Source organism: Exiguobacterium sp. BRG2 (assembly GCF_031844245.1).
Lineage (GTDB): Bacteria > Bacillota > Bacilli > Exiguobacteriales > Exiguobacteriaceae > Exiguobacterium_A.
On the sequence record NZ_JAUZUW010000003.1, the window covers coordinates 1 to 13,705 of the forward strand.

At 45.0% G+C, this 13,705-nt stretch carries 16 protein-coding genes and 1 pseudogene; 15 read left to right on the forward strand and 2 right to left on the reverse strand.

The features are described 5' to 3' along the window. The 3 genes from Q9R23_RS05070 to Q9R23_RS05080 all read left to right on the forward strand — a co-directional run. Positions 1–688, forward strand: a 688-nt coding sequence (locus Q9R23_RS05070; RefSeq protein ID WP_311246557.1) for a protein kinase domain-containing protein, incomplete at its 5' end; no start/stop codon positions are given. A 58-nt stretch (positions 689–746) separates the two neighbouring features. Next, positions 747–923, forward strand: a complete 177-nt coding sequence (locus tag Q9R23_RS05075; protein WP_311246558.1) for a hypothetical protein — start codon at positions 747–749, stop codon at positions 921–923. 46 nt (positions 924–969) lie between these two features. Further along, positions 970–1,479, forward strand: a complete 510-nt coding sequence (locus Q9R23_RS05080; protein ID WP_023469196.1) for a GNAT family N-acetyltransferase — start codon at positions 970–972, stop codon at positions 1,477–1,479. Positions 1,480–1,534: 55 nt separating this feature from the next. Here Q9R23_RS05080 and hxlR read toward each other — a convergent pair whose 3' ends face one another. Continuing rightward, a complete protein-coding gene (gene hxlR, locus Q9R23_RS05085; protein WP_029342458.1) occupies positions 1,535–1,900 on the reverse strand; it encodes a transcriptional activator HxlR in 366 nt (121 codons plus the stop codon). Between the two features lie 204 nt (positions 1,901–2,104). Here hxlR and hxlA point away from each other — a divergent pair, with 204 nt between their 5' ends. The 3 genes from hxlA to Q9R23_RS05100 all read left to right on the forward strand — a co-directional run bounded on the left by hxlA (position 2,105) and on the right by Q9R23_RS05100 (position 5,679). Beyond that, positions 2,105–2,740: a 3-hexulose-6-phosphate synthase gene (gene hxlA, locus Q9R23_RS05090; protein ID WP_023469194.1), complete on the forward strand. Its 636-nt coding sequence runs from the start codon at positions 2,105–2,107 to the stop codon at positions 2,738–2,740. Next, positions 2,741–3,289 (forward strand): 6-phospho-3-hexuloisomerase, encoded by a 549-nt coding sequence (gene hxlB, locus Q9R23_RS05095; protein ID WP_311246559.1) that lies wholly within the window; start codon positions 2,741–2,743, stop codon positions 3,287–3,289. A 557-nt stretch (positions 3,290–3,846) separates the two neighbouring features. Continuing rightward, positions 3,847–5,679, forward strand: a complete 1,833-nt coding sequence (locus Q9R23_RS05100) for a hypothetical protein (RefSeq protein ID WP_311246560.1) — start codon at positions 3,847–3,849, stop codon at positions 5,677–5,679. Positions 5,680–5,800: 121 nt separating this feature from the next. Here the strand turns inward: Q9R23_RS05100 and hisJ are convergent, their stop codons facing one another. Then, entirely contained in the window at positions 5,801–6,595 is a 795-nt protein-coding gene (gene hisJ / locus Q9R23_RS05105) for a histidinol-phosphatase HisJ (protein ID WP_311246561.1), read from the reverse strand. Positions 6,596–6,717: 122 nt separating this feature from the next. Between hisJ and Q9R23_RS05110 the strand changes: the two genes are divergently transcribed. From Q9R23_RS05110 to hisIE, 9 genes and pseudogenes are all read left to right on the forward strand, one after another. Further along, on the forward strand, positions 6,718–7,539 hold the full coding sequence (locus tag Q9R23_RS05110) for an ATP phosphoribosyltransferase regulatory subunit (protein WP_053454151.1): 822 nt from the start codon (positions 6,718–6,720) through the stop codon (positions 7,537–7,539). After that, positions 7,540–8,151 (forward strand): ATP phosphoribosyltransferase, encoded by a 612-nt coding sequence (gene hisG / locus Q9R23_RS05115; protein WP_023469189.1) that lies wholly within the window; start codon positions 7,540–7,542, stop codon positions 8,149–8,151. It abuts the gene before it with no gap. Continuing rightward, positions 8,148–9,365, forward strand: a complete 1,218-nt coding sequence (gene hisD, locus Q9R23_RS05120) for a histidinol dehydrogenase (RefSeq protein WP_311246562.1) — start codon at positions 8,148–8,150, stop codon at positions 9,363–9,365. The genes hisG and hisD overlap by 4 nt, the downstream gene beginning before the upstream one ends. Next, positions 9,365–10,336 carry a pyridoxal phosphate-dependent aminotransferase gene (locus Q9R23_RS05125; RefSeq protein ID WP_311246563.1) on the forward strand — a complete coding sequence of 324 codons (972 nt, stop codon included), beginning with the start codon at positions 9,365–9,367 and terminating at the stop codon, positions 10,334–10,336. The genes hisD and Q9R23_RS05125 overlap by 1 nt, the downstream gene beginning before the upstream one ends. After that, positions 10,309–10,890: an imidazoleglycerol-phosphate dehydratase HisB gene (gene hisB / locus Q9R23_RS05130; RefSeq protein WP_035396348.1), complete on the forward strand. Its 582-nt coding sequence runs from the start codon at positions 10,309–10,311 to the stop codon at positions 10,888–10,890. Before Q9R23_RS05125 ends, hisB begins: the two co-directional genes overlap by 28 nt. After that, on the forward strand, positions 10,887–11,474 hold the full coding sequence (gene hisH / locus Q9R23_RS05135) for an imidazole glycerol phosphate synthase subunit HisH (RefSeq protein ID WP_029342451.1): 588 nt from the start codon (positions 10,887–10,889) through the stop codon (positions 11,472–11,474). Before hisB ends, hisH begins: the two co-directional genes overlap by 4 nt. Continuing rightward, the gene (gene hisA, locus Q9R23_RS05140; RefSeq protein ID WP_035396350.1) at positions 11,447–12,151 is read left to right on the forward strand and encodes a 1-(5-phosphoribosyl)-5-[(5-phosphoribosylamino)methylideneamino]imidazole-4-carboxamide isomerase; all 705 of its coding nucleotides are present in this window, start codon (positions 11,447–11,449) and stop codon (positions 12,149–12,151) included. Before hisH ends, hisA begins: the two co-directional genes overlap by 28 nt. Further along, entirely contained in the window at positions 12,145–12,894 is a 750-nt protein-coding gene (gene hisF / locus Q9R23_RS05145) for an imidazole glycerol phosphate synthase subunit HisF (RefSeq protein WP_023469183.1), read from the forward strand. The genes hisA and hisF overlap by 7 nt, the downstream gene beginning before the upstream one ends. Further along, a pseudogene (hisIE, locus tag Q9R23_RS05150) lies at positions 12,891–13,506 on the forward strand (bifunctional phosphoribosyl-AMP cyclohydrolase/phosphoribosyl-ATP diphosphatase HisIE). The gene hisF and the pseudogene hisIE overlap by 4 nt, the downstream one beginning before the upstream one ends. Positions 13,507–13,705 lie beyond the last annotated feature (199 nt).

Genomic DNA, 13,705 nt, shown 5'->3' on the forward strand with positions numbered 1-13,705 from the left:
TACCAAAAAGATATTACATTTAGACATTAAACCGACAAATATTTTAATTGATAACAGCGGAAAAGCTGTAATTACTGATTTTGGATTATCTAAATATTTACGAACAGATGATTCAGTAATTCAAAAAAAAGCATATATTCCACATGTCGTACCAGAAATGTTTAGCACGGAGGAAAGAACGGTTCTAACTGATATTTATGGAGTAGGCTTAACCTTATATAGAATGGTTAATGGAGAAGAAAATTTTAAAGAACAATATGATGAGATAAGTACAAGTAATTCCATCGATTTCAAAAATATAATTCTATCAGGCAAATTTCCTGATAGAAAATCTTATTTACCACACGTACCACAATCTATACGCAAAATTATTAATAAGGCATTAAACATTGATCCGACTAAGCGATACTTTAATGTATTATCATTATTAAATGATTTATCCAAGGTTAATAGTTTTTTAGAATGGAAATTTATCAAAACGGGTAATGATTACATATGGATTTATGAAAATACTAACGTAATCTACACAATAAGATTATTTGATAATTCAGGAACCGTTAAGCTAGAAGGCTTTAAGGAAAATATTTTAACTAATAAAAGGCAAAGAATAAACAAATTCTTCAAAGAATATGATAATTTACAAAACGCATTTCATGATTTATCAAAAATTTTAAAAGAAAAGCCATAAGAAAAAATTATTCTATTAAACTTTTAAACTTTGTTTTATTTTTTAGGAGGAAATAAACATGAAAGGAACAAGAACTCATAAATTTACTCGAAAATATTTATCTTCCACAAAAATAGACGTAAAGAAAATGTATAAGCAAGAGAAGATAGAGAATTTTAACGATAAATCCGTTAAAATGGTTGATTTAGGTAACAAATATATGGAAATTTCTATCTCAGATAACTTTGAAAACTGATTTATACTAAATTTATTAACTATATGACTATATGGAGCTGACACCTATGATACGACGCGCCACGTTGATGGACGGAAAAGCCTTATCGGACTTGATGCGACGCATTGATCGGGAAACGAAATATATGTTGTATGAGCCGGAGGAACGTGTCCTGTCAACGGAACAGGCGGAGGCGTTCATCGAGAAGTTCGGTCAGGCTGCGAATTCGGATATCTTCGTCGTAGACGTTGACGAGCAACTCGTCGGGTATGTGCTCGTCGTTGGTGGTGAGCCGAGTCGGATTCGTCATCGGGCGAATCTCGTTATCGGCTTGCTGGATGCCTATACGGGGCGTGGGCTCGGTGCAGGTCTACTTGAAGCGGTGGATGCCTTTGCGATTGAAGCGGGACTCATCCGGCTCGAGTTGACAGTTCGCAAGGATAACCTGCGGGCAATCGAGCTCTATCATAAGTTTGGCTTCAACATCGAAGGAACTCGCATTGCGTCTCTCTTCATCGATGGCGAATACGTTGATGAACTGGCGATGTCGAAGATCTATACAACAGAAGAATCCTAAAAAAGATGCTCAGTGGACTTATCTCTAAAAGGAGACGAGACCATGAGCATCTTTTTTATGGTGATATTTTCTGTTGCTCGAAATCGATCTCCAAAACGTTTTTCGCATAATCCTTACCCCAATCATACATCGCATCTAAAATCGGCATTAAGCTATGACCGTGTGGCGTCAACGAATATTCGACCTTCGGTGGTACGACCGGGTAGACTTCTCGGTGAATGATATGGTGGTCTTCAAGTTCCCGCAGTTGATTGACGAGCATCCGTTGCGTGATACCAGGCATCAGACTTTTCAGTTCCCCGAAGCGTTTCGTGCCTTCCTTGCCTAAGTGCCAAAGAATGAGCATCTTCCATTTTCCCCCGATGATCGAGAGTGTCAATTCCTTCTCACAGTTAAACTGACGGTCTTCAAAATGTGGCATCGTTCCACCTCCTGCTCCAGTATAGTCTTTCTTCCGATTGACAGTATACTTTTTTGCACTATGTATGAAAAACCGCACTATGTAAATTAAAAGTGCGTACTTCTCAAGAATGCTCCTGCGGATTATATTTAGTCTTGTTCCTTCATGAACGTCCGAAGGAAGTGTCAGGTACGACAATATAGAGAAGAATGGGAGAGATACAAAATGAAATTACAACTCGCAATTGATTTAGTCGATACAGCAGGTGCGATTGCTTTAGTCAAAGAAATCGGGGAAGACAATTTAGATATCGTTGAGATCGGCACACCGGTCGTCATCAACGAAGGGCTCCGCGCCGTCAAAGAGATGAAAGCCGCGTTTCCGAACTTAACGGTCCTCGCTGACTTGAAGATCATGGACGCTGCCGGCTACGAAGTCAGTCAAGCTGTCGCACACGGTGCTGACATCGTGACGATCCTTGGGGCAGCGGAAGACATGTCGATCAAAGGAGCAGTCGAAGAAGCGAAAAAATCAGGCAAACAGATTCTCGTTGATATGATTGCTGTGAAAGATATCGCGACACGTGCGAAAGAACTGGATGCATTAGGTGTCGACTACATCTGTGTCCACACAGGGTACGATTTGCAAGCAGTCGGTCAAAATTCATTCGAGGATCTCGCGACAATCAAGTCGGTTGTGACGAACGCAAAAACTGCTGTTGCGGGTGGCATCAAGATGGAGACGTTACCAGAAGTCATCGCAGCACGTCCTGATTTGATCATCGTCGGTGGCGGTATCACGGGACAAGATGATAAACAAGAGACAGCGTCAACGATGCACCGGATGCTGCAAGAGGCGTAAATGACACATATTCAAACGATTATCGAAGAGCTGACTTCGACGGTCGAAGCGATCGATGCAACCGAGACAAAAGAACTGGCAGACGCTGTGCTGCAAGCGAACCGAATCTTTCTCGCAGGAGCCGGTCGCTCCGGCTTAATGGGAAAAGCGTTCGTCATGCGGTTGATGCACATGGGACTCGACGCGTATGTCGTCGGTGAGACGGTCACGGCGAATTTACGCGAGGGTGACTTGTTGATCGTCGGTTCCGGATCGGGTGAGACGAAAACCTTGATTCCAATCGTCGAGAAAGCACAGCAACTCGGTGGAACGGTTGCCGTCGTCACGATTAATCCGACGTCGACGTTAGCACTACTTGCAGACTTAGTCGTCAAATTGCCCGGAGTTCCGAAAGAACAAACGGCATCAGCGGACGAGACGGTTCAACCGATGGGCTCGTTGTTTGAACAGACGATGTTGTTGTTCTATGATGCCTTGATTCTGCAGATCATGGAAGACAAACAGCTCGATTCGCAGACGATGTACGGGAAACATGCCAACTTAGAATAGAAGAAATCATAAGATCGGTAGACGTGTTTAATGCGTTTACCGATTTTTTTTAGTCTGATTTTTATAAATGTATCTCCTACTGATAAATCCTTTTTAATAAATAGTAATAAAAATAAAATTAAATGAAAATGTAAAAAGATTACTCTCATTCAAAATTGTAATATAATTTTGAATGAGAGGGAGGTTGATAATAAAATTTATAATTAAATTGAAATTTAAGTAACATATTAGGAAGAGAAATAAAATACAGATGTACATATTTTTCTATATAAAAACAATGAATATAAATATCAAGAATTCAGAGATTAAGAAGTTTAATATGACTTTTCATAAGGTCTTGTATAAAACTAGTAATTCATTAAAATCTAACTTTTCAAGTACTAAATCAAATTTTAAGGAGGCTACTATGATGACAGTCGACAAAATTAAAAGTACGTATAAGTTTTTGAAGTACTCATTTCTAAAGTTAAATAAAAGATATTGATCTATTAATAAACTATTAATAATAATTGATTAAAGTTTCTATCTATAATTTAAAAAGGAGAATTAATAAAATCATGAATCATAATGATAAAACGATAAAGACTGTTATATACGGAATAATTCCATATTTATCTTTTTTTATATTTTGGATTATATACTCTGCGTTTTTACTATATTCAAATTTGTACAATACTAAACCGAAAGATTTTTTAGGAGAATTTTCAACACCGTCCTTATTTATTTCTTACATCATACTAATAGTTTTTTATTTTCAAATCAGTTTGTTATTTTCTCGGCTAGACAATATTCTCTATGTACCAAATAATATGCATTACACAGTTTCTGGGAAAAAATATATAAAATCCAATTTTTCTTTAATAGTGTGGATTCTTATATTCAGCATAATTCTCTTCTTAATAATATTTAGTAACACTGCTTTGAATATCATCTTTCAAGTATCTATTATCATTACTTGTACGTTTTTATCTGTAATTCTATTAAGATTAACTTTAAAAAAAATAAGCATTTGGCTAGCCTCGATAGTTTGTAGCATACCTTTAGCTTTTATTTTAGTTTTTAGTTATCTAAATAGTAGCTTTAAGGAACAGTTGATCAACTGGACAGTGGTAGTGTTTTTAGTGGCTTTAGTAATTTCGATTATAATAAGTTTAGTGAAATTACCTGAAATCACAAAGAAGTTTATTGATTTTGTAATTTATACTTTATTTTCTGAATTTTATGTAGCAGACCAATCAAAAAAGTATAATCAAAATATTGAAATTCTCCTTTATCTTTTTGAAAAATTAACGAAAAAGAAAAAAATATCTCCAATAGAATTCAAAGAACTATTAAAAATCTTAAAAGGAGATGGAAAGAAATTATTTTTAAAATATTATGATGATGAGAATCAAAGAAAATCTATCTTCTTAGACTTGAGCTCTGCTCAAGAATTTAATATTTTTATTAGTAGATTAAAAGAAAATATTAACAAAGATTTTGAATCACTGATTTTAGAAATAGAAAACGAATATCTATTAAATGAATCTAGTTATAAATATCGGATAATGAAATCAAGAACAGACAGTATAAAGCTAAGGAATAATTGCAATTTAGCATTAAGTTTGTTTTTTTTGTTAATAACAATTTTATTTATGATACTAATTAATTATTATATCTTTAAATATAAAATGTTGATTTTTTTAATTCTCATAACTCCAATTTTTCTTCGTTTAGTATTAAGGGGCTTTGAAATTGGTAGATCATTTTACATGGACTTAACTACCTCAAAATATCCAGAGAGTTTTTTAACAGGAACTGATCGAATTTATTTGGCTATAAAAAGTATTATGGAGATAGTATTACTTTCTTCAAGTATTTATTTATTATGTAGTCTGTTTGATGCTAATTGGAGTTTTAAATTTGATGAGATAACAAAAATAATATTACATGCATTTTCTGTTTCTATGTTTAATATTTCTTATTCAGATGAAGATGGGATCTTGCTTATTTATCAACTTACTCACGTGATACAAGTGGTTATAAGTTTGATATTAATAACGATCGGTATATCAGGGTACATGACTCGAATAAAGTATCCTGTTTATTTTGAAAATGTTTTAGAAAGTAACATTTACAAAATTGTTCAACATACTTTATTTATTAATAAGACAAAAAAAGCGAACCGATCTGAGGATAACCTTTACGATGTTGTAAGCAAAACGATAGTTGATATAGATATTAGTAATGGTGAGCACAAAGAAAAAAAAGATTTTATAGTTGAAGAGATAGAGAAAAAATATGAATCTGGAAATATTAACGACGAAGAATATGATCATTTTATAAATATGATTTTTAATAAATATGCAGTAGGGGAAAGGATCCATATAGATAAACAGCATGAAAATTAAGCTTAATAACATTTGAAAATTGAATTATTTTTATAGTGAAATCGTTGACTCTATTTTTTCTATATATATTTAAAATTATGAAAAACCGGAAGCTTAAATGCATCCGGTTTTTTTGCATTTGTTACCATATGAAATCAAAATCAGCACCGATATCTTTTGCGAGATGGGCATCTGATCCATAGACGAGTGGAATCGATAACGACTGCGTGACTTGCAAGAGTTCCGGGTAAGGATAGGAAAGACCACATAATGGCTTCCGGAGTCCTGCCGTGTTGACGTCGAGTGTGAAGTTCGCCTGACGGATCTTCCGTAACGTGTCGTCGAGGTTCGTTGGGTTCGACTCGAGCGGATAGGCTTGGATGAACTTCGTCGGTAACGTCAAATGACCGAGTCGCTTCGGCTGGTGTGCACCGAGGTCCGTCATGACGAGGGCTTGGATGCCTTCATAATAGCGTTCGTGTACCGCCGTGACGCTTCCGAGTTTCGTGACGATCTCACCGAAGCTTTCCTTGCTGAAGTCGACGCCGTAATATTGCTCATCGATGTATAAGTAATGCAGTGAGAGAATGCCGTCGGTTAAGACGTCAGCGTAGCGGGCAATGATGTCACGCGTCCCGTCGACATGCCCTTCCCAGTAGTCGAACTCCATCCCGATCCGGATATCAATCTGATTCTTGTATGTCTCGCGGAGTTGTGTCAATTCCTTCAGGTAGGCATCGGCTGTCGCGAACGACATTCCGGAATCGTTATCTGGCGCAGGATCCGTCACACCTTCAGGTAAAGGGGCATGTTCCGTGAAGCTGATCCGTTCTAAGCCTTGCTCTAACGCCCGCTCGATGTAGGCTTCGAGTGGATCCTTCGTACCGTGTGGACAATATGGACTGTGGACGTGACCGTCCCATTTCAATAATTGCATGAGTAACCCTCCGATTTTTTAGAATTGGCAAGCAAAGCGATTGACAATGTGCCCGAAACACGGTATCTTATCGTTAAATAATTTAGCGTGGTACAGTGATAATAAGATAAAGGAGTGGGAGTATGCAATCATTTTCTACGATTCGACTCAAGGACGGAGCGACGGACTATGTCGGTGCCTCGGCAACGCGGCTTCAACGGGTCATCCGTCAGCTCGAGGATGGACTCGAACAATCTAACTATACCCGATTAATCACCCCCTTAATTGAGGAAATCGGTGGACGGGAACAGATTCGGATGGATTTTACGACTAGTGTCGCGCGTGCACTCAGCGAACGTGGTCGCGAACAATATAAACGTGTCTTCTACAGTGGCTCGGTCTTTCAACCGGAAGAGAAGTTCCAGGTCGGATTCGAGGAACGGGGACAACTCGCAGAAGTCGAAGCAATTCAACTCGCGGTCCGACTCGTCGAGGAACTGACGGGAAAAGAAGTCACACTCTCAATCGGTGATGCCGGATTGATCGAGCATTTGATCGAGACCCGCGTTGGTGATCACCACTTACGCGACCAAGTGACGCAGATGCTCCGTTTACGTAACGTCATCGAACTGAAGCGAATCGCGGGTCAACTGGATGATGCTTTACTTGCGAAACTACCTTTGTTATTCGGACGTGAAGGGGCAGAGACGATCTTACCGTACGTCGACGAGACACGACTCAATGCCGTGCTTGATCTCGCGGAAGCCGTCAATGCCGATCTCGACTTCGGTCAAATGGGCTTACAGACGTACTATGACGGGATCACGATTCACGGTTTCATCGAAGGTGTGACGGAACCCGTCCTCGTCGGTGGACGCTATGACCGGCTTTATGAACAATTCGGACAAGAACAACAGGCGTTCGGCATCGGATTCTCGGTCGAACGGTTGGCGGAGGTGCTCTAAATGCGAATCGGAATTACAAAAGGACGGCTGTCGAAAGCGACAGAACGTTACCTAAAAGAAGCTGGCGTCGAGACATGGGGAGCCATTGAACGCGAACTAATCGTCAAACGGGGCGAGCACGAATTCGTCTTCATGAAAGGATCGGACTTGATTCCGTACGTCGCTCAAGGTGTTCTTGATGTCGCGATCACCGGCAGTGACATCTTACTTGAATCAGATCAAGAACTATCGGAACTGGCGGAATTACCGTTCGGCGTCTGCCGAATGTCGGTCTGCGCGAAGGAACCGTTGCAATTTGAAGGCGGACGCCGCGTCCGGATCGCGACGAAGTATCCGGTCATCGCAAAACGCTACTTCAGCGAACTCGGTGTCGACGTCGACATCGTACCGTTGAACGGTTCGGTCGAGTTAGCGCCGTTACTCGGTCTTGCTGACGCAATCGTCGATATCGTCGAGACAGGTGAGACGTTACGGGCAAACGGACTAAATGAATACGAAAAAATCATCGATATCAGCGCTCGATTCTTTACGAGCGAATGGACGTTAAAACGGAAGCGGGTTGAAGTCATCCGCTTGCTCGAGCAATTGACAGAAGGAGTGACACGATCATGACACCGACAAAACCTTTCAGCATCGATCGCGACACGGAGCTTGCGGTCCGCGCAATCCTCGAACGCGTCGCAACAGACGGTGACGCTGCTGTCCGCGATTACACGAACCAATTCGATCAGGTCGATCTCGAAGATTTCCGTCTCAGTGAAACACGAATCACACAAGCGTTCGAACAGGCAGACGCTAACTTAATCGACTCGTTGAAGTTGATGGCGACACGACTCGTCGAATGGCACGAACAAGAACTGCCATCTGACATCGAACTCGTCGAAGCAGACGTGACACGACGTCAACGGTTCGTTCCCGTTGATTCGGTCGGGATCTATGTACCGGGTGGTGCAGCCAGTTATCCGTCGACCGTCCTGATGAACGCCATTCCAGCGAAAGTTGCTGGGGTTGAACGCGTCGTCATGGTGACGCCGATGACGAACTTAAGTGACGAGGTTCTTGTCGCGGCACGGATCGCTGGTGTGACAGAAATCTATACGATTGGTGGAGCGCAAGCCGTTGCCGCGCTGACATTCGGAACAGAAAGCATCCAAGCCGTCGACTTGATCGTCGGACCCGGGAACCGCTTCGTCGCTGAAGCAAAACGCCAAGTCTACGGGATTGTCGGCATCGACTCCGTCGCTGGTCCATCGGAAGTTGTCGTCATCGCGGACAAAACAGCGCATCCGGACCGAATCGCAGCCGACTTACTTGCCCAAGCCGAACACGACCGTGACGCTGTCGCAATCGCCTTCGTGCCAACGGAAGAGATGAAACAAGCGGTGGACACGGAAATCGAGCGGCGCTTACAACAATTGCCGCGTCAAGAGATTGCCCGTCGTGCGATGGAAAACGGTGGTGTCTTCGTCGCTCCACTCGAAACAGCGATTGAAGAAGCGAATCGCCTCGCAGCGGAACACTTGGAACTTGCCGTTGCCAATCCGCAAGAGGTCGTCAAATCAATCCGTCACGCCGGGATGATTTTCCTCGGTCACGAAACACCGGAAACGCTTGGCGATTACGTCGCTGGAACAAACCACGTCTTACCGACATCCGGGACAGCCCGTTTTGCGTCTGGATTATCAGCGCGGACGTTTTTGCGTCACCAGACGATGCTCGAAGCCACTCGCGCAGGCGTACAACGTCTCGCGAACGCAGCGAAAACCGTTGCCCGGGTCGAAGGACTCGAAGCACACGCACAAGCCATCGAAGTGAGGGAAGACTAATGCGATTACACCAAAACGAACGATTCACGACCCACAGTCCAGTGGGGATCGAAGCGATCCAGGAATTGATCGCGACGTTCCCATTAAACGAATATCCTGTCGAAATCATCGATCAAGTCAAGGCATCGTACGCGACGTACGCTGGTGTCCGTCCGACGCAACTCGTCGCCGGAAACGGCTCGGACGAGTTGATCGGCTACTTATGTGCCCGCTACGGCGGACCCGGGATGCCGGTCATCGCCTCAGAACCGGATTTCGTCATGTATCAGTTCTATGCTGACCGGGCACGGGCACCGTTTGAACGCGTACCGTTACTCGACGAGATGGCGCTTGACGTCGACGGATTGATCGCAGCTCCTGGTGAGATCATCTTCTTGAGTCACCCGCACAATCCGTCCGGTGTCCTCCGCAAGGAAGCGGACATCCGTCGTTTGCTCGATAGTGGCAAATACGTCGTTATCGATGAGGCGTACATCGACTTCGCGCTCGAACAGTCGATGCTTCATTTACTAGAGGAATATCCGAAAGCGATCATCTTACGGACGCTCTCAAAAGCGTTCGGACTCGCATCGCTTCGACTTGGTTTTGTTATCGCGAGCGAACAAATCATTGAAGAAATCGAACAGATTAAATCACCGTACAACGTCTCTGGTCTATCAGCAGCTGTCGGCATCGCCATCATGGCAGAACCGGAACTCGATCGGGTCTTAGAAGAAACGTATGCGAGTCGCGAAGCAATCGAGCGAATTCTCACGCCAATCGGCAAGACGTATCCGAGTGCAGCGAACTTCGTCTATGTCGAGTATCCGGAAGCCGAACGCTTTACGCAGCGTTGTGCTGACGCTGGATTACGGATCCGCTTGTTTGACCAGGCATTCCGTGTCAGTTGTGGATCACCAGAAGCGATGCAAGTATTAGAAACGTGTGTAGAGGAGGAATTACGATGCGGCGTGGCGCAAGCGAACGAGTAAGTGCAGAATCAGACATCAAGGTTGAGGTCGATCTCGCAGGAGGTCCGGTTGAAATCAAGACCGGTGTCGGGTTCTTTGATCATATGTTGACGTTATTTGCCTTTCAGGCCCGGATCGGTCTGAAGGTGACAGCAAAAGGTGATACGTGGATCGATGCGCACCACACGGTCGAAGATACAGCGATCGTCCTCGGGGCAGCGTTGACGGAAGCGCTCGGCGATAAAGCCGGGATTGAACGCTACGGCGAATCGCGTGTACCGATGGATGAGACACTCGCGTCGGTCGTGCTCGATTTCAGCGGTCGTCCGTTCACGGTCTTCCGTGCTAGTTTCAAGAATCCGAAGCTCGGTGACTTTGATACGGAACTCGCAGAAGAGTTCTTCCAAGGCTTATCACGGAGTGCCCGGATGACGATTCATGCCGAAGTCTTATATGGCTCGAACACACACCACATGATCGAAGGGTTGTTCAAAGCACTCGGTCGGGCCGTCCGTCAGGCAGTTGCCGTGACGAGCGAAGGCGTACCGTCTACGAAAGGGTTGATTGATCAATGATAGCAATCGTCGATTATGGCGTCGGGAATATCGCGAATGTCGAGCGGGCGTTAAAGGAGCTCGGCGAAGCAGTCATCGTTACGAGTGACACGGAGTTGCTTGACCAAGCAGAAGCACTCGTCTTACCCGGTGTCGGTGCTTATGCACCGGCAATGGAGCGCCTGAAGGAAACGGGACTCGTCGACTTCTTAAAAGAACAAGCCGAAAAGAAACCGTTCCTCGGGATTTGTCTCGGGATGCAATTACTCTTTGAATCGAGTGACGAAGATGGACTGACGGAAGGTCTCGGCATTTTACCAGGAACGATCGAAAAACTACCGAGCGACGTCCGCTTGCCACACATGGGCTGGCACCAGCTGACGAACCATGGCGAAGCGGTCTATTTCGTCCACTCGTACGGTGCCGTCTGTGATCCAGAATGGATCGTCGACGCGGTCGAATACGGACGCCTCGTCCCAGCGATCGTTCAAAAAGGACAAGTCACGGGAATGCAGTTCCACCCGGAAAAGAGTGGCGAAGTCGGATTGAAACTACTGAAGGAATGGAGAGAGACGACATGCAACTCTACCCAGCAATCGATTTAATGAGCGGACAGGCCGTACGCCTGAAGCAAGGAGATTTTGACCAACAGACATTCTTCGGTGATGCGCTGACGATTGCGAAGCGCTTCAAGGAAGATGGGGCGACAGCGATCCACTTGATCGATCTTGATGGCGCGAAAGCCGGCGAACCGTTGCACTTGAGCTTGATTGCCGACATCAAAAAGGAGACCGGTTTGTTCGTCGAAGCGGGTGGTGGTGTCCGTAACATCGAAACCGTCGAAGCATATGTCGGTGCCGGAATCGATCGGATTCTGGTCGGCACGGTCGCTCTCGAGGATGAAGCGTTACTCGAGCAGATGATTGCCCTCGCTGGTGATAAACTGGCTGTTGCGTTAGATGCAAAAGAAGGCATCGTCCAGACACGCGGCTGGCTCGAAGCGAGCGGTTGGACGCTCGAAGAGGCGATGACGCACTTGATCGGCAAAGGCATCAAGACGTTCCTGTATACAGACATTTCGCGTGACGGAATGATGATGGGACCGGACGTTGATGGACTCGATCGTTTGAAGCGGGAAGGGGTCGAATTGATTGCTTCTGGTGGTGTGACGACCGTTGATGACGTCGCGCGCCTCAAAGAGATCGGGATGGACGGAGCGGTCGTCGGTCGGGCATTGCTCGACGGATCACTCGCCTTAAAAGAGGTGTTACGCGTATGTTGATGAAACGAATCATTCCCTGTCTTGACGTCAAGGAAGGACGTGTCGTCAAAGGGGTCAAATTCCAAAACTTACGTGATCTTGGTGACCCGGTCGCCGTCGCGAAATACTATTACGAGCAAGGGGCGGACGAACTCGTCCTGCTCGATATCTCAGCAACGCAAGAAGGGCGCGAGACGATGCTTGATATCGTCGAACGCGTCGCAGAAGTCATCTACATGCCGTTTACGGTCGGTGGCGGAATCAAGACGATCGAAGACGCGAAACGCTTGATTCGTGCCGGTGCTGACAAGGTCTCACTCAACTCATCAGCGCTTCAAAATCCACAACTGATTCAAGAAGTCAGCCGCCTGTTCGGTGTCCAAGCGACGGTCGTCGCAATCGATGCGAAACAGACCGGTGACTCATGGGGTGTCTTCTCACACGGTGGAACACAACCGGTCGGACGTGACGCGATCGAGTGGGCGCAGGAAGCCGTTGCCCTGGGTGCCGGTGAATTACTCGTCACTTCAATGGACGCTGACGGAACAAAAGACGGCTATGATCTCGCCTTGATCCGTCGTCTGCGTGAAGTCGTTAACGTGCCGATCATTGCTTCCGGTGGGGTCGGAACGCTCGATCACTTAGCGGAAGGACTAGAGGCAGGCGCTGACGCGGCTCTTGCTGCTTCAATCTTCCATGAAGCGACATACACGATGCCGGAAACGAAAGCCTACCTCAAAGAACGGGGAGTCGAAGTCCGATGACGACATTAAATTTTTCGAAAGGACTTGTCGCTGCCGTCGTCGTCGACGAGCAGACGAACGATGTCTTGATGGTCGGCTTCATGGACCAAGCCGCTTATGATAAGACGCTTGCGACCGGTCTTGTCACCTTCTTCTCGCGGACGAAGAATCGTCTCTGGACGAAAGGGGAGACGAGCGGGAACACGCTTGAACTCAAACGGATGTGGATTGACTGTGATCAAGATAGTCTCTTGATCACGGTCAAAGCGAATGGTCCGACATGCCATACAGGAAATCGTAGTTGTTTCTATACGGAAGTGGAGGTGCCCGATGTTATACGAACTGGAACAGACGGTCAAAGCGAAGATTGACGCGAAAGAAGCAGAATCCTATACGAACTATTTGATTGCTTCTGGATATGAGAAGATCGCGAAGAAGTTCGGCGAAGAGGCATTTGAAGTCGTTCTCGCTGGTAACGATACGTTAGCAGAAGAGACAGCAGACTTGTTGTATCACTTAACGGTCTTGCTCGCTGAGCGCGGTGTCTCATTCAAAGAAGTCGAAGCCGTCCTTAACGAACGTCACGGTACAAAATCGACGTTCAAGGATCGCCCGGATATTGAACAATGGTAAACGACATCCACATCGCAAAGGCGGTGTGGATTTTTGTATAAGCGGGAAAAGACAAACAGATGACGGTTGTCATCAAATCGACAGAATCTTTCGATAGGCACGCTGTCGCTTCAGAGCGTATAATCAAAGTGTTAGTCTTGTGTCATTAGAAAGTAGGTGTTCGGTTGGTTACGAAAAAAGAACTTAAGCAAACGATCAA

Coding starts and splice junctions, on each gene's coding strand:
- hisD (WP_311246562.1), top strand. CDS start 8,148: ATGACACCGACAAAACCTTTCAGCATCGATCGCGACACGGAGCTTGCG.
- hxlA (WP_023469194.1), top strand. CDS start 2,105: ATGAAATTACAACTCGCAATTGATTTAGTCGATACAGCAGGTGCGATT.
- hisG (WP_023469189.1), top strand. CDS start 7,540: ATGCGAATCGGAATTACAAAAGGACGGCTGTCGAAAGCGACAGAACGT.
- Q9R23_RS05125 (WP_311246563.1), top strand. CDS start 9,365: ATGCGATTACACCAAAACGAACGATTCACGACCCACAGTCCAGTGGGG.
- hisH (WP_029342451.1), top strand. CDS start 10,887: ATGATAGCAATCGTCGATTATGGCGTCGGGAATATCGCGAATGTCGAG.
- hisF (WP_023469183.1), top strand. CDS start 12,145: ATGTTGATGAAACGAATCATTCCCTGTCTTGACGTCAAGGAAGGACGT.
- hxlR (WP_029342458.1), bottom strand. CDS start 1,900: ATGCCACATTTTGAAGACCGTCAGTTTAACTGTGAGAAGGAATTGACA.
- Q9R23_RS05080 (WP_023469196.1), top strand. CDS start 970: ATGATACGACGCGCCACGTTGATGGACGGAAAAGCCTTATCGGACTTG.
- Q9R23_RS05075 (WP_311246558.1), top strand. CDS start 747: ATGAAAGGAACAAGAACTCATAAATTTACTCGAAAATATTTATCTTCC.
- hisB (WP_035396348.1), top strand. CDS start 10,309: ATGCGGCGTGGCGCAAGCGAACGAGTAAGTGCAGAATCAGACATCAAG.
- Q9R23_RS05100 (WP_311246560.1), top strand. CDS start 3,847: ATGAATCATAATGATAAAACGATAAAGACTGTTATATACGGAATAATT.
- Q9R23_RS05110 (WP_053454151.1), top strand. CDS start 6,718: ATGCAATCATTTTCTACGATTCGACTCAAGGACGGAGCGACGGACTAT.
- hisA (WP_035396350.1), top strand. CDS start 11,447: ATGCAACTCTACCCAGCAATCGATTTAATGAGCGGACAGGCCGTACGC.
- hisJ (WP_311246561.1), bottom strand. CDS start 6,595: ATGCAATTATTGAAATGGGACGGTCACGTCCACAGTCCATATTGTCCA.
- hxlB (WP_311246559.1), top strand. CDS start 2,741: ATGACACATATTCAAACGATTATCGAAGAGCTGACTTCGACGGTCGAA.